This window comes from Paraburkholderia sediminicola, from assembly GCF_046027355.1.
Lineage (GTDB): Bacteria > Pseudomonadota > Gammaproteobacteria > Burkholderiales > Burkholderiaceae > Paraburkholderia > Paraburkholderia sediminicola_B.
Map to the genome: position 1 here is coordinate 1 of NZ_JAQQEK010000034.1, position 17,656 is coordinate 17,656.

Annotated in this window: 15 protein-coding genes; 4 read left to right on the forward strand and 11 right to left on the reverse strand. The window is 63.3% G+C overall.

Annotation, left to right across the window (positions count from 1 at the left end; all coding sequences use genetic code 11):
* Positions 1-176 precede the first annotated feature (176 nt).
* From bcaP to PQR42_RS37030, 9 genes are all read right to left on the reverse strand, one after another.
* The gene (bcaP, locus tag PQR42_RS36990) at positions 177-1,568 is read right to left on the reverse strand and encodes a branched-chain amino acid transporter BcaP (RefSeq protein ID WP_408390377.1); all 1,392 of its coding nucleotides are present in this window, start codon (positions 1,566-1,568) and stop codon (positions 177-179) included.
* A 305-nt stretch (positions 1,569-1,873) separates the two neighbouring features.
* Positions 1,874-2,530, reverse strand: a complete 657-nt coding sequence (gene rqpR, locus PQR42_RS36995) for a response regulator transcription factor RqpR (protein WP_408390374.1) — start codon at positions 2,528-2,530, stop codon at positions 1,874-1,876.
* Positions 2,531-2,540: 10 nt separating this feature from the next.
* Positions 2,541-3,410, reverse strand: coding sequence for a sensor histidine kinase (locus PQR42_RS37000; RefSeq protein WP_408390371.1), 870 nt, complete (start codon positions 3,408-3,410; stop codon positions 2,541-2,543).
* Between the two features lie 432 nt (positions 3,411-3,842).
* Positions 3,843-4,613, reverse strand: coding sequence for a ferredoxin--NADP reductase (locus PQR42_RS37005; RefSeq protein ID WP_408221150.1), 771 nt, complete (start codon positions 4,611-4,613; stop codon positions 3,843-3,845).
* A gap of 658 nt (positions 4,614-5,271) precedes the next feature.
* Positions 5,272-6,231, reverse strand: coding sequence for an ABC transporter permease (locus PQR42_RS37010; RefSeq protein WP_408390368.1), 960 nt, complete (start codon positions 6,229-6,231; stop codon positions 5,272-5,274).
* A 36-nt stretch (positions 6,232-6,267) separates the two neighbouring features.
* Positions 6,268-7,239 (reverse strand): ABC transporter permease, encoded by a 972-nt coding sequence (locus tag PQR42_RS37015; protein WP_408390395.1) that lies wholly within the window; start codon positions 7,237-7,239, stop codon positions 6,268-6,270.
* 55 nt (positions 7,240-7,294) lie between these two features.
* Positions 7,295-8,869, reverse strand: coding sequence for a sugar ABC transporter ATP-binding protein (locus PQR42_RS37020; RefSeq protein WP_408390392.1), 1,575 nt, complete (start codon positions 8,867-8,869; stop codon positions 7,295-7,297).
* A 435-nt stretch (positions 8,870-9,304) separates the two neighbouring features.
* Positions 9,305-10,324, reverse strand: coding sequence for an ABC transporter substrate-binding protein (locus PQR42_RS37025; protein ID WP_408390365.1), 1,020 nt, complete (start codon positions 10,322-10,324; stop codon positions 9,305-9,307).
* A gap of 113 nt (positions 10,325-10,437) precedes the next feature.
* Positions 10,438-11,490, reverse strand: a complete 1,053-nt coding sequence (locus PQR42_RS37030; protein ID WP_408221174.1) for a LacI family DNA-binding transcriptional regulator — start codon at positions 11,488-11,490, stop codon at positions 10,438-10,440.
* A 338-nt stretch (positions 11,491-11,828) separates the two neighbouring features.
* On the opposite strand from PQR42_RS37030, the gene PQR42_RS37035 reads away from it, so the two are divergent.
* Complete coding sequence (locus PQR42_RS37035) at positions 11,829-12,809, forward strand: aldose 1-epimerase (protein ID WP_408390362.1); 981 nt, start codon at positions 11,829-11,831, stop codon at positions 12,807-12,809.
* Positions 12,810-12,833: 24 nt separating this feature from the next.
* Here PQR42_RS37035 and PQR42_RS37040 read toward each other — a convergent pair whose 3' ends face one another.
* Together PQR42_RS37040 and PQR42_RS37045 are read right to left on the reverse strand one after the other, a co-directional pair.
* Entirely contained in the window at positions 12,834-13,631 is a 798-nt protein-coding gene (locus PQR42_RS37040) for an endonuclease/exonuclease/phosphatase family protein (protein WP_408180397.1), read from the reverse strand.
* 88 nt (positions 13,632-13,719) lie between these two features.
* Positions 13,720-14,247, reverse strand: a complete 528-nt coding sequence (locus tag PQR42_RS37045; RefSeq protein WP_132376357.1) for a hypothetical protein — start codon at positions 14,245-14,247, stop codon at positions 13,720-13,722.
* Between the two features lie 269 nt (positions 14,248-14,516).
* Here PQR42_RS37045 and PQR42_RS37050 point away from each other — a divergent pair, with 269 nt between their 5' ends.
* From PQR42_RS37050 to PQR42_RS37060, 3 genes are all read left to right on the forward strand, one after another.
* Positions 14,517-15,494, forward strand: a complete 978-nt coding sequence (locus PQR42_RS37050) for an AAA family ATPase (protein ID WP_408221160.1) — start codon at positions 14,517-14,519, stop codon at positions 15,492-15,494.
* Positions 15,495-15,999: 505 nt separating this feature from the next.
* On the forward strand, positions 16,000-17,106 hold the full coding sequence (locus PQR42_RS37055) for an NAD(P)/FAD-dependent oxidoreductase (protein WP_408390359.1): 1,107 nt from the start codon (positions 16,000-16,002) through the stop codon (positions 17,104-17,106).
* 208 nt (positions 17,107-17,314) lie between these two features.
* Positions 17,315-17,626 carry a high-potential iron-sulfur protein gene (locus PQR42_RS37060; protein ID WP_408221164.1) on the forward strand — a complete coding sequence of 104 codons (312 nt, stop codon included), beginning with the start codon at positions 17,315-17,317 and terminating at the stop codon, positions 17,624-17,626.
* Positions 17,627-17,656: the final 30 nt, after the last annotated feature.

A 17,656-nucleotide genomic window follows, 5' to 3' on the forward strand; every position in this document is an offset into this window, starting at 1 on the left:
GGTGCGGTACGAAACTTCGATTTATTAAAAACCCCTTTGTGGGTGTCCAAAGAGGCTTGACCACTCCAGGTGCCGCCCCGCACAGGGGCAACGCCAATAGACCACCGTGAACTCAAGGAAAGGCCAACACGGTAGAGTGCACAACAAAAAAACAACCCATCAAGCAGGCAAGAAAATCACTTGCTCAACTTGGAATGCCTCCGCGAATAACCGAAATAGATAACCATCCCAACGAGCAACCAGACAACAAAAGCCACCCAGGTCACCGCCTGAAGATTAACCATCAAAAACAGACAAGAGGCGACAGCCAAAACCGGCACAACCGGCACCCCAGGACACCGAAACGCCCTCGGCAAATCCGGATGCGTCTTCCGCAAAACAAGCACTGCAATCGACACCATCGAAAACGCGGCCAACGTACCGATATTGATCAGCTCAGCCAACACATTCAACGGCACGAGCGCCCCAATCAACCCGAAGAAAATCCCAACAAGCCAAGTAGTAAAAAACGGCGTAGCAAACCGCGGATGCACCTTCGAAAGCCTCGCCGGCAACAACCCATCGCGCGACATGGCGAAAATCACTCGCGTCTGCCCATAAGCCATCACGAGAATCACCGTCAGCATCCCCAGCACGGCGCCAAGGTCGATAAACCCCGCCACCCACTTCTGACCAGCCACCTGCAACGCATACGACACCGGGTGCGAAATATTCGCAAACTGCGCCGACGGCACAATACCGGTGACCACGGCAGCCACCGCCACGTACAACACCGCGCAAACGCCCAGCGACGCAATAATCCCGATCGGCAGATCGCGCTTCGGATCCTTCACCTCTTCCGCCGCGGACGACACCGAGTCGAAACCGATGAACGCGAAGAACATCACCGCCGCCGCGCCGAACACGCCGTTCCAGCCGTTCGGCATGAACGGATGCCAGTTGGCCGGCGTCACGTGAAACACGCCTACGCCGATCACCAGCAACACCACGACGACCTTGATCGCGACCATGATGTTGTTGATCCGCGCCGACTCACGCACGCCGACCGACAACAGTGCGGTGATCGCCATCATCACGAGAAAGGCGGGCAGATTGAAGAGCGTGTCATGGCCGGGCAACGCGCCCGGCGCCGCCGTCAGCGCCACCGGCAAGGACACGCCGAAGCCCGACAGCAAGGATTGCAGATAACCCGACCAGCCCACCGACACCGCGGAGGTGGCCAGCCCATACTCGAGCATCAAGTCCCAGCCGATGATCCACGCGGCCAGTTCGCCCAGCGTCGCATACGAGTACGTATAGATCGACCCGGCCACTGGAATCGTCGAGGCGAATTCGGCGTAGGCGAGCGCGGCAAAGCCGCAGGCGATCGCCGCGATCAGGAACGAGATCATCAGCGCCGGGCCGGCCTGCACGGCGCCCGTGCCGGTCAGCACGAAAATGCCGGTGCCGATAATCGCGCCGACACCGAGAAAGGTTAGATCGAGCGCGCCGAGCGCTTTCTTCAGGCCGGCGTTCTGAGCACTCGCGGCGATCATGTGCTCGACGCTCTTTTTGCGAAACAGGGACATTGGCGGGGTCTCCAGTAGTGCACGCGTGTTGCGCGCCGAATGTCGGGAAACCCACGATTTTAACGGATGCATGCCCTTGCACCATTTTGGGACGTGCTTTTTAGCGCCAGTACGCCGGGCCGAAAATCCCCGGCAGGCGCCATTCGAGCGGCGCCTTCGTCCGCGGGACAGGCAATGGCCGCAAAGCTTTCGCTCGATGCGTGGCCAACCGGGCGGGAATCGCACTCTTCACCCCGCCTCGGCGAGGGCGAGGGCGAGGGCGAGCTATTCAGCGGACAGAGCGCCGCCGGAGCGTCGACGGGACGTCAGCCCGCCATCGCCGGATTCAGGTCGATGAGCCGGTTGCTCATCACGTAGAACGTCAGCTCGGCGTTATTGCGCAGCTTCATTTTCTCGAGCAGCCGCGTACGGTACACGCTCACCGTCTTCACCGACAGCGAGAGCGCCACGGCGATATCCGTCAGCCGCTTGCCCGACGCGAGCATGCACAGCGTCTGATATTCGCGGTCGGAGAGTTTTTCGTGCGGCAACTGTTCGCCGTCGAAGGAAACGTAGTCGGCGAGCGCCTCGGCCATCGCCGGACTCACATATTTGCGGCCCGCCGCGACCTGCTTGATCGCGCTGATCATCTGCGCAGCGTCGACGGTTTTCGACAGGTAGCCGGCGGCCCCCGCCTTCAGGGCGCGCACGGCGTACTGGTCCTCGCGGTACATCGAGAACATCAGCACGGCCACGCGCGGCGCCTTGCGCTTCAGACGTTTGAGCACTTCCACGCCGTTCATGTCGGGCAGCGAAATGTCGAGCAGCACCACGTCGTAGCTGTGGCGGGCAGCGGCGTCGAGCGCTTCGGCGCCGCTTTGCGCTTCGGTGACTTCGCGCGCCACGCCGCGGTCGAGCAGCAACTGGCGTACGCCTTGGCGAACCACCGCGTGGTCGTCGGCGAGCAGAATGCGCAGACTCATGATGGCGTACTCACGATTGCAGCGCGTGCCGAGCGGCGCGCGGCGCGCGCGCCAGCATCGCGTCCCAGGCAAAGCGCGCGCGTACGAGGGTTCCGCGCGATGCCTTGCCGCTCTCGCCGAGCTCCGAACCGGCGCGCCGGGCGCTCACGCGCAGCGTGCCGTCGAAAGCCGCGCAGCGCGCCTGCATGCCGCTCAGGCCGAAATGGCCAAGGCGGCTGCGGGCGTTACGCGTGACGCCAACACCATCGTCGCTGATGATCAGCGTGAGGTGACGGCGGCTGGTTTCGATGCGCACGTCGGCCGATTCGGCGCGCGCGTGCTTGGCAATATTGTTCAACGCTTCCTGCGCGACGCGGAACACGGCCAGCGCGGCGTCGGCGGGCAGGCGCGTGAGACGCACGTCGGCGGCGCACACGAAGCTCGTGCGCAGTTGCGTGCGCGCGGCGAAGTCGCCGGTCCAGTGAGCCAGCGCGCCGACAATGCCGGCTTCGAGCGACGGCGCATGCAGTTCCGCGACAGCCTGACGGCTGGCCTCGCACACGGCGTCGAGCGACCGGTTCGCCACGGCAAGCGCGGCGGCACACTGCGGCGGCGCATCGGCCGGCAGCCAGGTTTCCACGCTGGCGAGCGCGAAACGCGTCGCCGTCAGCTCGGCGCCCACGCCATCGTGCAGCTCACGCGCCACATGGCGGCATGCGGCTTCCTGCGCCTGAACCAGTTCAGCCGAGAGTTCACGCACCCGGGCGCGCAGCCGCGCGAGTTCCCGTTCAGCCGGCGAGGCCAGCGCGGCGGGCTCGGCCGCGACGGACGCGTCGAATCCGTCACGTGCGGGTGACAAAGGAAGGGGGGCGGTGAACGGGACGACAGTCGACGTATCCATGACTTTCCCTCTCAGGAAGCGCTGTGGACAGCGAAGCGGATGCGCATCGGCGGCGCGAAGACGAAAGAACGCATGCGGGTCTCTGGCCTCCAGGTGCAGGCCGTCGCGCTTAGGACGCAACGGACGAATCGCTACAGTATGACGTAACGAAATTTACATTCAGTAACATGGCGGGTGGGCCATGACAGGCGTGTCAATTCGACTGATGATGCGCCGCGATCATATCTCATAAAAAGAAAAAATGCAGTCCCACCAAGGGTTAGCGACTGCATTTCATGCAATGGTTGATGATTCGCAACAGGAAATTTGTAGGAAGAATACTGACGCTGAATGTCAGTATAGGGATGCCAAATTGTAACCAGGCAAAAAAAAGGAGCCCGAAGGCTCCTTTTGCTGAATTCGCGGCGCAGGCCGCGAATTTTGGATCGTGAGTCAGCCGACGAAGGCCTTTTCGACCACGTAGTGGCCAGGCGCGTTGTTGCTGCCTTCCTGGAAGCCCGCTTCGTCGAGCAGCTTGCGCGTGTCGCGCAGCATGTGCGGGCTGCCGCAGAGCATGATGCGGTCGTTTTCGAGCGAGAAACCCGGCACGCCGAGGTCGGCGAACAGCTTTTCGGTTTCGATCAGCTCGGTGATGCGGCCGCGGTTCTGGAACGCTTCGCGCGTGACCGTCGGGTAGTACAGCAGCTTTTCCTGAACCAGCTCGCCCAGATGCTCGTGCGCCGGCAGGTGATCCGTGATGTATTCCTTGTACGCCAGCTCATCGACGAAACGGCAGGTGTGCGTGAGCACGACGCGCTCGTAGCGTTCGTAGATGTCCGGATCCTTGATGATCGACATGAACGGCGCGAGGCCCGTGCCGGTGGACAACAGCCACAGCGTCTTGCCCGGCAGCAGGTTGTCGGCCATCAGCGTGCCGACCGGCTTCTTGCCGATCAGGACTTCGTCGCCGACCTTCAGATGCTGCAAACGCGACGTGAGCGGGCCGTCCTGCACCTTGATGCTCAGGAATTCGAGATGCTCTTCATAGTTCGCACTCGCGAGGCTGTAGGCGCGGATCAGCGGCTTGCCGTCGACTTCGAGGCCCACCATCGTGAACTGGCCGTTTTCGAAACGGAACGACGGATCGCGCGTGCAGGTGAAGCTGAAAAGCGTATCGGTCCAGTGATGGACGCTCAGGACGGTTTGTGAATTCAGGTTGCTCATGGCTTCTTGGATAGTGCGAAAACAAAGGCGGCCAGTCGTTTTAGCCGGCCGGCACGGCAAGGGCGATGCTGCGCTAACCCATAAGGGAATCACGCGCAATCCGCTATTTTACCGCGCCCGCTGCCTGAGGGCTGCGGCGCGGCGGTTGAGCGTGGTAAAGCGGGTTACCGGACCTGGAAGCGTCGGCGCCGGCTGTCTTTGCGATCGGCGCCGTGCAATACGTTGGCGTGGTGCGGCTACGCGCTTCGGCAGGGGTGCGGCGATGGGCGAATGCCGCGCAGGGCGGCTGCCATCGGTTGTCCGGCATGCGCCGGGTAGGCGCGCCGCACGGGCAACATTTTCAGGATGATACCGAAACCCGCCATGCGCTGCAGCATTGACCCTGCTGATAAAACTGGCAAAAGCGTAACGAATGGTGATGAAACGGATCGTGGCGAGAAGCGCGGCGTGCGTGCGACCGCGTTCCCGTTGGGGCCGATCTAACCGTATCGGGTTGGTACACAAAGTCGATTGGGCGGCCGTTCAACATGGCCGAATCCTAGCTGAGTTAAGACTTCGGGCGGTTTTGGTTTTGATTACTCCGAGGCTCGCTAAAGTGAGCTCACAACCGCAGCGGACCCACGCCGTATCGATCAGCCACGCCGCGTGAATCCATCGATCACGCAGCAGCCGCGACCCGCTTTTTCCCGCGCTGCTTCAAGACACGAGCCTGCAACACGATCACCAGCAGCAGAAACACGCCCCGAATCACCGACTGCCAGTACGCCGAGAGACTGATAAACCCCAGCCCGTTCTCGAAGTTGAGCAGGTTGAACACCAGACCGAGCAACAACACGCCGGCAATCGTCATCGCGATCGAACCTTCGCCGCCCGTAAGCAACGTGCCGCCGAGCACGACCGCCGAGATCGCGAACAGCTCCCAGCCGACACCTTCGTTAGGCTGTCCCGCGCCGAACTGCGCGGCGAGGATCACGCCCGCCATGCCGGCGAGCAGGCCGCTCACCGCATACGCCATCACCAGCGTGCGATCGACGTTCAGGCCCATCAGCCGCGCGGCTTCCTCGCTGCCGCCGATCGCCAGCGAATGCCGGCCGAAGCGCGTGCTGCGCAGCGCGAGCCAGCCTGCTACCGCCGCCACCACGGCGACGATGCCCGGAATCGGCAGTCCGAACAGATCGCCCTGGCCGAAGTTGCCGAAGTTCGACTCGGCGGCAATGGACACTGCATCGTTCTTGCCGAGCAGCAGCGCGACGCCGTGCGCGCCGAGGCTCGTCGCGAGCGTGACGATGAACGGCAGGATTTTCAGACGCGTGATGATCAGCCCGTTCAGCACGCCGACCGCGAGTCCCGCGGCGCAGCCCGCCAGCACGGCGACCCAGCCGCCGTAGACGCTGGTCAGGGCGGCGACGACGCTCGCCAGCGCGGCCACGGTACCCACCGACAGGTCGATGCCGCCCGTGATGATCACGAACGCCATGCCGACCGAGATGAGCGCGAACATCGAGTTGTAGCGCCAGAACGACGTGATGTTGTACGCGGAGCCGAAATGCTCATAGCGCACGAGGCCGAATACGACGAGCGCGGCCAGCGCGAGCAGGATAGGGAGATTCTTTTTCATCGCTTCGAGTCCAGGAATGTCCTTGCCGCGTTAGCGTTAGCGCGAGCGCCGCTGCACATAAACCGCCGCGACGATGATGGCGGCCTTCACCACCAGCGCCGCCGCGTCGGGAATGCCGTGCGCGAGCAGCGTGTAGCGCAGCAACTGGATGATCAGCGCGCCGATCAGCGTGCCGCCGATGTACGCCTTGCCGCCGGTGAGCGCCGTGCCGCCGACGGCGACCGCGGCGATCGCATCGAGCTCGACGCCGAGCCCGACCACGTTCGCATCCGAGGACGAGTTCACGGAGATCGAGATCAGCCCCGCGAGCCCCGCGAGCGCCGCGCACAGCGTGTAGGCGATCAGCTTCACCGTGGCCGTCGGCACGCCGCACAGATAGGCGGCTTTTTCGTTGCCGCCGGTGATCAGCAGATACTGGCCGAACAGCGTCTTGCGCACGACCCACACGAATACGGCGACCAGCGCCAGCATCAGCAGCACCTGGAACGGTACGCCCGCGACTTTGCCCAGCGCGATCCATTGGAAGGCGGGCGTGTTGAACGCCTGCAGGCTGCCGTCGGTGACCACTTGCGCGATGCCGCGTCCGGCGATGAACAGCACCAGCGTCGCGACAATCGGCTGAACGGATAGCCTCGTCACCAGCAAGCCGTTGAACACGCCGCACAGCGCGGCGGCGAGCACCGGCAGCACGAACGCGAGCGCAATGCCGCCGGGTCCGGCAATGTTCAGAAACAGCATCGGCGCGAGCGCACCCGAGATCGCCATCGACGCGCCCACCGACAGATCGATGCCGCCCGTCGCCACCACCAGCGTCATGCCGATGCCGACGATCACGATCGTCACCACCTGCGTCATGTTGACGTTGAAGGTTTGCAGCGACCAGAAGTGCGGCGTGAAGATCAGATTGAAGAGCACCATCGCGAGCAGGACGATCACTTCCCGCTGCATGGCGAGATGGCGCCATTTACGCACCGTCGTTGCCGGGGTGGCGGGCGGCGCGGCCGTCATCTGCTGGGCGGTTTCGCTGAGGCGCGGCTCGGTATGCAGCGATTCGGTGTGCAACTTAAGCGCCATGACGGTCGCCCTCCAACGCGTCTTCGATGTGTGCGGCGTTCGCTGTTTGCGCGGCTTCGGCCAATTGCGAATGGCCGTCGCTGCCGTAGGCGATGGCGTCCATGATCGCGCTCTCGCTCATGTCGGCGCCGTTCAGTTCGGCGACCGTGCGGCCGTCGCGGATCACGACCGCGCGATCGGCCACGGCCGTCAGCTCTTCCAGTTCGGAAGCGGACAGCAGCACGGCGAGACCCGCGTCGCGCAACTCGCGCACGATCTTTGCCACATCCGCTTTGGCGCCGACGTCGATGCCGCGCGTCGGTTCGTCGAGCAGCAAGAGCGAAGGCTCGGCGGCCAGCCAGCGCGCCAGTAGAACCTTCTGCTGATTGCCGCCGGACAGTTCGCGGATCGGCTGATCGGCGGAACGCAGCTTGATGCCGAGCGACGCAATGAAGCGATCGACGATCGCCTGCTGTTTCTTCACGTCGACCACACCGTTCTTCGCCAGCGTGCGCAGACTGACGAGCGTGAGGTTGTCACGCACCGAAAGTTCGGGGACGATGCCCTCGGCCTTGCGGTCTTCGGTGAGATAGGCGAGGCCGCGCGCGATCGCGTCCTGCGGCGACTTCAGCGCCACCGCTTGGCCGCCGATCGAGAGCGAGCCTTGTTCCAGCGGATCAGCGCCGAACATCAGCCGCATGGTTTCGGTGCGGCCCGAGCCGAGCAAGCCCGCGAGACCGACTGCTTCGCCGGCGTGCACTTCGAGCGACACGTCGCTCACCTTCGGATGCGCGCTCACATGCGCGACCGCAATCGCCTGCTTGCCGCGCCGCGCGAGGTTCGCTTCGCGCGCGTCGGCGTCGTCCTGCACGACGGCGGCGAGCGTGCGGCCGAGCATCGTCGTGACGAGTTGCAGTTTGTCCATGTCCGCCATCGTGCTTTGCGCGACCGTCTGGCCGTCGCGCATCACCGTGACGCGGTCGCACAACGCGTACAGTTCGTCGAGCCGGTGCGACACGAAGATCACCGCGCGGCCGTCGTCGCGCAGCTTGCGCACCACGGTGAACAGCAACTCCACTTCGCGCTCGTCGAGCGACGAAGTGGACTCGTCCATGATGACCATCTTCGCATCCGACGACACCGCGCGCGCGAGCGCCACCATCTGCTGGATCGCGGTCGAATAGCGTCCGACCGGTTTCTTCACATCGATCTGCAAACCGAACGATTCGAGCAGCGCGGCGGCGCGTTGCTGCACCGCGCGCCAGTCGATCAGGCCGAAGCGGCGCGGCTCACGGCCGAGGAAAATGTTCTCCGCCACCGAACGGAACGGCACCAGATTGATCTCCTGATAGATCGTGCTGATGCCGGCCTCGCGCGCCTGCTTGGGCGTGCGGAAATCGACTTCGTGGCCTTCGAAGCGCACGCTGCCCGAGCCGCGCCGATACGCGCCGGTCAGGATCTTGATCATGGTCGACTTGCCCGCGCCGTTCTGGCCGATCAGCGCATGCACTTCGCCGGCGGCGACGCTCAGATTGGCGGCGCGCAATGCGGGTACGCCGCCGAAGCTGATGCCGATGTCCTGCATCTCGAGCAGCGGCGAACGGGTAAGGGGAGAGTGTGGCGTCTCTTTGCCGGATTCCGTCACGGGTGTCCTCCTGATGCAGGTGCTGCTTGATTTGCCGCGTGCGCGCTATGCGTTGCACGTGCGAGCCGGTGCGGCCCTTCGTTCGGGCTCTGATGCGGGCGATGTCGTCGAACCATGGTACGCCGCATAAAAGCGAAGCGACGGTTCGTGCTGCCACGAACGCGTCGCTCCGAACCCTTCCCGTCGCCCGCCCCCCGAGGAGACAGATTCGGGGCGGGGACGTCCTGCGAGGCAATCCGCCGATCCCGATGCATCAAACAGGACTTGCTTCGAGGCGGGGGACTTCCTTCTTCGGGGCGCCGCCGGAGCGGGTGAACGCTCCGCTACGGCACAGCGCTCAAACTTTAAAACCGCGCATACGGCGCCGATTCGCTATCAATAGCCGTACTGCATGTTCTGCTGCACGTTGCTCTTGTCGTAGAACTTGTCGGAGACCTTGACCCACGTCGGGATTTTTTCGCCCTTCGCGTAACGCTGTGCGACGTCGCAGGCGAGCGGGCCGAAGAACGGGCTCGACTGCACGCTCGCGCCGAGTTCGCCGGCCGCGATCGCGTCCATGCCGCCCTTGGTGCCGTCGATCGTGACGATCTGGATGTCTTTGCCCGGCTGCTTGCCGGCGGCCTTGATCGCGGCGATCGCGCCGAGCGCCATTTCGTCGTTGTGCGCGTAGACCGCGGTCACGTCCGGATGCGCCTGCAACAGCGTTTCCATGACCTGGCGGCCCTTGTCGCGCGCGAAGTCGCCGCTTTGCGACGCGATGATCGTCATGCCCGGATTCTTCGCGATGATTTCGTCGAAACCCTTCTTGCGATCGTTGGCGGCGGACGCGCCGGTGGTGCCTTCGAGTTCGATGATCTTCGCCTTGCCGCCGGTCGCCTTGACGAGCCAGTCAGCGGCGCGATGGCCCTGATCGATGAAGTCGGAGCCGATGAAGGTGATGTAGTCGCGACCCGCCTTGGCGACCGATTGATCGACGTCGCGGTCGACCAGGATCACTGGAATGCCGGCCTTTTTAGCTTGCAGCACGACCGGCGCAAGCGGCTTTTCTTCGCGCGGCGGGAACACCAGCAGATCGACGTGCTGCGCGATCATGTTCTGGATGTCCGATACCTGCTTGGAGTTCGAACTGTTGGCGTCGGTCATGACCAACTGCCAGCCGCACTTCGCGGCGATGTCCTTGAAGCTCTTGGTTTCCGCCAGACGCCACGGATTGTTGCTTTCGGTCTGCGCGAAGCCGACCTTCAGCGGAGTCTTGCTGGGCAACTTCGGCAGCGCGTCGTCGGCGTGCGCGGTGGCGACGCCGAAACCGATTGCCAGAGCCAGCAGCGAACCCGCCAGCGGACGAATCTGCTGCTTGCGCACGTGACCGCGCGACTGCGTGTTGAGCGACGCCATGTCTTCCTCCAGTACCTGGTGAGGTAGGTGTATTTGCTTTTAATTTCTCCTGCCGGCCGGCGTTGATCTGCCCTACCGGACGTGCCGATTATTCCATTCGGAATTATTATCGGTCAATCACTAATAATATTAATTATTGGCTTTTTCGCCTCGGTAATTACCCTGACCGAGCCGCGTTCGACGAGCGGACCGTCGAGCTTGACCATGCGATGCCGAACCGGCGCGCCGGCGGCACGGTTGTGTTCTTCCTGCAGCAAGGTCTCGACGGCCCAGCGCCCCAATTCGTAGTTCGGCAGCACGACCGTCGAGAGCGGCGGATGCGTGTGGCGGGCGATTTCCTGGTCGTCATAGCCGAGCACCGAGACGTCTTCGGGCACGCGCAGGCCGAGTTGCTTCAACGCTTCGATCGCGCCGATCGCGGTGAGGTCGTTGGCGCAGAAAATCGCGGTCGGCGGATTGGGCTCGCGCATCAGCGAGAGCGTCAGTTCGAAGCCGAGGCCCGAGCTCCAGTCGCCGTCGCGCACCATTTCCGGCGCGAAGGGCAGGTCGGCGGTCGCGAGTGCGGTGCGGTAGCCTTTGAGACGATCTTTCGAAGCGTCTTGCCAAGGCTCGCCGTTGATATAGCCGATCCGCCGATGCCCGGCTTGCAGCAGACAGTCGGTCGCCAGATGGCCGCCCGCCACTTCGGCGGGCACCACCGACGAAAACCCGCCTTCGCCCGTATAGCAGTTCAACAGCACGGTCGGCACCTGCGACAGCGCCGCCGGCGGTGTCACCTTGCGCGTATAGACGGTCGCGTAGATCACGCCGAACACATGCGGATTCGACAGCGTGGTGTCCAGCACCTGCTTCTCGATGTCGGCGTTGCCGTGCGTCGAATAGACCGCCAGCATCTTGCCGCTGGCGTAGGCCGCATCGCGCGCACCGTCGATGTTCACGACCGGATGCGGACTGGTGGAAATTTCGTCGGCGAGATAGACGATCAGATTGCGTTCGTCGGCCGAGGCCGACACCGGCTCGCGCAGCGACAGCCGGTAGCCGAGGTCGTGCGCGGCCTTCAGCACCTTGTTGCGGGTAGTCTCCGAGAACTTCGCGCCGGTCGCGTTGTTCAGCACCAGCGAGACAGTCGATTGCGACACGCCTGTGAGCTTGGCGATGTCGGTCATGGTCGGACGGCGTTGAGTCGATTTTTTCATTGTGCGGGCCGCTGCAGCGGCGCTAAAGCTGGGGCATGCCGTGGGCATCTCGGTGCTTGACGGTACCACTAATAATATGCGCGCGGCAACGCGCGCTAACCCGTCATTTGGGAGAGTTTCATCGCCGTTTGCGCAAGCGCGGCTCGACAAATTTATTACTAATAATATTGACGACTGCGCTTTGGCATGCGATTCTCGGTCGCGCGGATTGTGACAGTCCGCCGGCCGCGCGCTGTGCGCGGCACGTCATAGGAGACACCGATGCGCGTTCATGCCGCCATCCGCCTGAGGCCCCGACTTTTCTGACCATGCGCGACGTTTCCTTGAATTCGATCCGGCCGCTCGCGACCGGGCTCATGTGGCTCGACGATCCCGCGATCGTGCCCACGGTCGTCACGCTCTCGGCCGGCGCGCTGCGTGCCGTGATCGCCCCCGAAGTGGGCGGCGCGCTGGCGGCTTTCTACGAAACGACGCCCGACGGCCCGCTGCATTGGCTGCGGCCGGCCGCGCCGGCGGCCTTCGCTGAACGCGATCCGCTGCGCATGGCGAGCTTTCCGCTCTTTCCCTACTGCAACCGGATTCGCGACGCGCGTTTTGACTTCGACGGCCGTACGATCGATCTCACCGGCAACGACACGCGTTTCGGACATGCGCTGCATGGGAATGCGTGGCGGCATCCCTGGCAAGTCGGGGCGCGTACCGAAAGCTCGGTCGAACTGCACTTTGAACATGAACCGGATTCGCGCATCCCAGGCGACTGGCCGTTCCGCTATCGCGCGCGGCAGCGTATCGAGTTGAGCGGCGGCGCGTTGCGCATCACACTGTCAGCGCAAAACCTGGCCGGGCAGCCGATGCCGTTCGGCATGGGGCATCACCCGTACTATCCGCGCACTGCGCAGACTCGCGTGTACGCCGAGGTGGAAGCCATGTGGCACGCCGACGCCGACGTGCTGCCGACGCATCTCGGCCCGCATCCCGCTGTGAACGCGTTGCGCGAAGGCATGTCGCCGGACGCGTTCGATCTCGACAACAACTTCGCGAACTGGTCGCGCGAGGCGACCATTGCGTGGCCCGACGAACACCGTCGACTGACGATGACAGCCGACGCGCCGTTCGATCACATGGTGGTGTTCGCGCCGGCTAACGACGCGCAACTGTGCGTGGAACCGGTGACGAACACCACCGATTGCTTCAACGCGGTCGGCATGCACAAGCATGTGGGCGGCTGCGTGTTGCAGCCGGGCGAGGAGATTGCCGCGACGCTGAAATGGACGCCGCACAAGGACTAATGTGCGGCGCCTGAAGGATGGCCTCTATTCGACCCGCAAGCGAGCCATATACGGCAGGTGATCCGAGAGCCACGCGGTTTCCTGCGTCGGCTGGATCCATTCGATCGGCTTCATGCCGCGCACGAACATCTTGTCGAGCGCGAGTGCGGGTGAGAAAGCCGGAAAGGTGCGGCCGGACTCGCCGAGCAGCGTGGCCACTTCCTGCAAACCATGCTCGCCGAAGAGCGGCACGGAATCGTTGCGCCAGTCGTTGAAGTCGCCGGCCAGCACGAGCGGACCTTCGGGCGCTTCCTTCGCGATCCAGTGCGCGATCCAGTTCATCTGACGCAAGCGGGCCGAACGCGTGAGCGCGAGATGCGCGCACAGCAGCGTGACCGAGTGACCGCCGAAGGTGGCGCGCGCCACCAGCAAGCCGCGCTTTTCGAAGCGATGCGCGGAGATGTCCCAGCGTCCGCCGAGATCGAGCGGATGCGGCGAGAGAATCGCATTGCCATGCCGCCACGACGGTTTGAACACGTTCGGTCCGAGCGCGATTTCGAGTTCGAGTGCACGCGCGATTTCAGTGGCCTGACAATGCCACACATCGCTCAACGGATCGGAGAGCGGCGCGCCGAAACTGCTCGCCAGCACCGGCGACGGCATGCGCCGCGCCATCGCTTCCTGCAAAAAATAGGCGTCCGCGTGGGTCGATTGCACCCAGCGTTGCATGGCCTGCCAGGCCTGAAAGCCGAGCGGTGTGCGGCCTTTATGCAGGTTCCAGCTCACCGCAACGAAATCCTTGGGCGCTACGCTCTCGCGGATCAATTCTTCGGGGTTTCGCATGCCGCGTTGTCCACGTGTTCTGGTTGGGGGCGTCGGTTAGTCGCGCGTTGTTTGCGTGTTCTCTTGCGTGTGCTTTGCATCAGTGTGATCAGTTTGCCGTGTTGGCGCTGTCCGCGAGACTCGCACGCACGCGGTAGACCAGGTTCGGATCCTTATCGACGATGGTCCAACTGGCCCATTGCCCCGTCGCCACCTTCAGACCCGGATGGCTTGCGCTCACCTGACGCGGTTGCGGCGGCAGTTTGCAGCCGGTGTCGGTTTGCCGCGCGGCGTTTTCCTCGAACGTTTCCTGCGCTTCGATCGACAGTGTGACGCCGCTTGCATCCGCCTGCAGCGGCGAGACAGTTAGCGTGCGCGCCAGATCGATACTGCCGGCGGGTTGATCCTTGCAGCCGACGTTATGCTGCACGATCTTGTGATGCGTGTCGGTGCGCGCCTGGCCGACGGTGGTGGTGCCGTCGAACGCGTCGATTTGCTGGCCATCGCGCATGACCTGCAACTGCCATTGCACGACCTGCTGCGCCGGCCGTTGTTGTGCGCTTTGTTGTGCGCTCTGTTGTGCATTCGCAAGCAATGAGGTGCCGAGCAACACGGCCGCGATACTGGTTTTCCACATAGAAAAAGTCTCCGGTCACGGGATCCGGCAGCGTAGTCAGAGGGCCATCTTACCCCCGATAGGCGCAACGCCTTTCTGACACTTCAAACGGGGCCGGGTTCAGCAACAATCCATTTCAGATAAGGCTGGGAATCCCCAAAAACAACCCGCTGTTAGCAGCAGAGCGGCACGACTGCTGGCTTGCACGCGAATATGGCCTCGATACACTGGACCTGAAACGGCGCCATACAAGGAGCCGCAGCAGCAAGACCAGCCAGACGGGGTGAGCGATGACAACAGCAATGGTCAAACAGGAAATCGCCGTGGCGTCTTTCAGCAGGGTGTACGACCTCGATCAGGTCGAGACCGCGCTGAACGATCTCGGTGAAGGCGCGAACGAGGCATTGCGCGCGACATACGAAAAGATGCTGAAAACCGGCAATCTGCGCTTTTGCGTGAAGCCGAACCGCATGCCGTCGATCGACGATCTGATCGACGCGCTGCCCAACTTTTCCGCGCCGCTCGACGACATCCGCAAGCAGGTCGCCTTGTGTCTCGAAACAGAAGACCGGCTCGAACTGATGCCGATCCTCCTGCTCGGCGACCCTGGCATCGGCAAGACTCACTTCGCCAAGCAGTTGGCGCGCCTGCTCGGCACCGCGTATCAATACGTGGCGATGAGTTCGCTGACGGCGGGGTGGATTCTGTCGGGCGCCTCGTCGCAATGGAAGAACGCGAAGCCGGGCAAGGTGTTCGATGCGCTCGTGAACGGCAGCTACGCGAACCCGGTGATCGCCGTCGACGAAATCGACAAGGCCACCGGCGATTCGCAATACGATCCGCTCGGCGCGTTGTATGCGCTGCTGGAGCATGACACGGCGCAGACCTTCATCGACGAATTCGCCGAGATTCCGATCAATGCCGGCCACGTGATCTGGATCGCGACGGCGAACGACGAACGCTCGATTCCCGAGCCGATCCTGAACCGGATGAACGTGTACGAGATCCCGCCGCCGGATCGCGACGGCGCGCGCCGCATCGCGCAGGCGATCTACGACGAGATCCGCTGCGCGCACAACTGGGGCCTGCGCTTTCCCGAGGTGCTCGGCGACGCCGCGCTCGATGCGTTGATGCGGGCATCGCCACGTGAAATGCGCCGGGCGATTCTCAACGGCTTCGGCGCGGCGCGGATCGACGGACGGGACCATGTCGAAGCCGGCGACATTCGCCTGGACCACGGAAACCGGCGAAAACCCATCGGTTTTTGAGCATTTTTGCCGCTTTTTCGTAGGAAAGCCGCCTCCGGGCGGCTTTTTTTATCGTCAAAAGCGGGAATCTGTGCCCGAAATGCAGTGAATGCCGCGGCAAGTATTGCTATTAATGAGATGCTGAGTCGTTATCAATCGGGACCTCGTACCGTCTCGAAGTCTCCATATACGCGCAACCGAGCGGCGTGACACGCGCGCAAGTGCAAGCCCCAGCCGCCAGCCAGCTTCACCGGCCACGCGAAGAAGCGAGCGCTGCGACCCTCGACGGCGTACACTAATTAAGTCCGGCCGCTACGTTTGAGACCCGCTCAAGACCGCATGCCCGCAGTCATTGCCGACTGCGGGCATTTGTGTCTGTACGGCGTCGTACAATTTTACGTAGCGGTTGCGAATGGACAGGTGCGTTCGGCAGCGAGCGGTGTACGGCACGCAACAGCCGCACCCTGTCTTCATCTTGATCGGGTGAACGAGGTAGCGCGCGGCGACGTTGGCCGCGTCAAGGGACATGGACCAAATCGAATGTGTAGTGATCGGCGCCGGCGTGATCGGTCTCGCGGTGGCGCGCGCTCTGGCGGCGCGAGGCCGCGACGTCATCGTGCTGGAAGCGGCCGAAGCAATCGGCGTGGGCACCAGCTCGCGCAACAGTGAGGTGATTCACGCGGGCATCTACTATCCGCGTGGCTCGCTCAAAGCCGCGCTTTGCGTGCGCGGCCGTGAGATGCTCTACGACTACTGCGTCGAGCGTAACGTGCCGCATTCGCGCTGCGGCAAATTGCTGGTGGCCACTTCGCGCAACCAGATTCCTCAGCTCGAAAGCATCATGGCCAAAGGCCGCGACAATGGTGTGCTCGACCTGATGCGAATCACCGGCGACCAGGCGCAAGCGCTCGAACCCGCGCTCGAATGTGTCGAAGCGGTGTTCTCGCCGCAGACGGGCATCGTCGATAGTCATCAGTTCATGCTGGCGCTGCAGGGTGACGCCGAACGCGACGGCGCGGTGTGCGCGTTTCACGCGCCGGTCCAGGCGATCGAAGCGAGCAACGGCCGCTTCATCATCAAGGTGGGCGGCGCTGCGCCGACCACGATCAGCGCAGCGTGCGTGATCAACAGCGCCGGTTTGCAGGCGAACGCACTGGCACGCAAGATCCGCGGACTCGACGCGCGGCATGTGCCGCCGCTCTATCTCGCGCGCGGCAACTACTTCAGCATCTCGGGGCGCGCGCCATTCAGCCGCCTGATTTATCCGATGCCGAACGAGGCCGGCCTCGGCGTGCATCTGACCATCGACCTCGGCGGCCAGGCGCGTTTCGGTCCCGATGTCGAATGGGTCGATGCGATCAATTACGACGTCGATCCGCGTCGCGCGGAATCGTTTTATGCGGCGATCCGCGCCTATTGGCCCGCGCTTCCGGACGATGCATTGCAGCCCGCGTATGCGGGGATTCGTCCGAAGCTTTCCGGTCCCGGCGAACCTGCTGCCGACTTCGTGATTCAAGGTCCGGCCGCGCATGGTGTGCGTGGACTCGTCAATCTGTTCGGTATCGAGTCGCCGGGATTGACGGCGTCGCTTGCGATCGCGCAGCGCGTGTGCGAGTTGAGCGGACGCGCGTGATTCGCGCGCGGTTCGCATCGCGAGTTTCACCGCGAGTGCTCACCTCGCATGCGATCGATTCGCATTCCGCGCGACATTCAGACGCGCAGTCGTACCAATTCGGTTATCTCTATCATTTGGACCGTCACGCGTGACGGCTTCATTGCTATCCTTGGGGACCGCTGTCACCAGAACGGCGATCAGTTCAATATAAATGGAGTGAGTCCCCATGAAACCTTCCCGTCGTACGTTTTTGATCACCAGCATTGGTGTGGCATCCACTTTTGCGCTGTCGCGCCAGGCATTCGCCGACGCACCGAAAGTCGCCGAAACCGATCCGACCGCGCAAGCCCTCGGCTACAAGGAAGACGCCACGAAAGTCGACAAGGCGAAATTCGCCAAGTACGCACCAGGCCAGGACTGCGGCAACTGCAGCTTCTATCAGGCCAAGCCGACCGACGCTTACGGCGGCTGCCCAATGTTCGCCGGCAAGCAGGTCGCGAGCAAGGGTTGGTGCAGCGCATATAACAAGAAGGCCTGATTACCCATCAGCCGCACACGCACTCAGTCT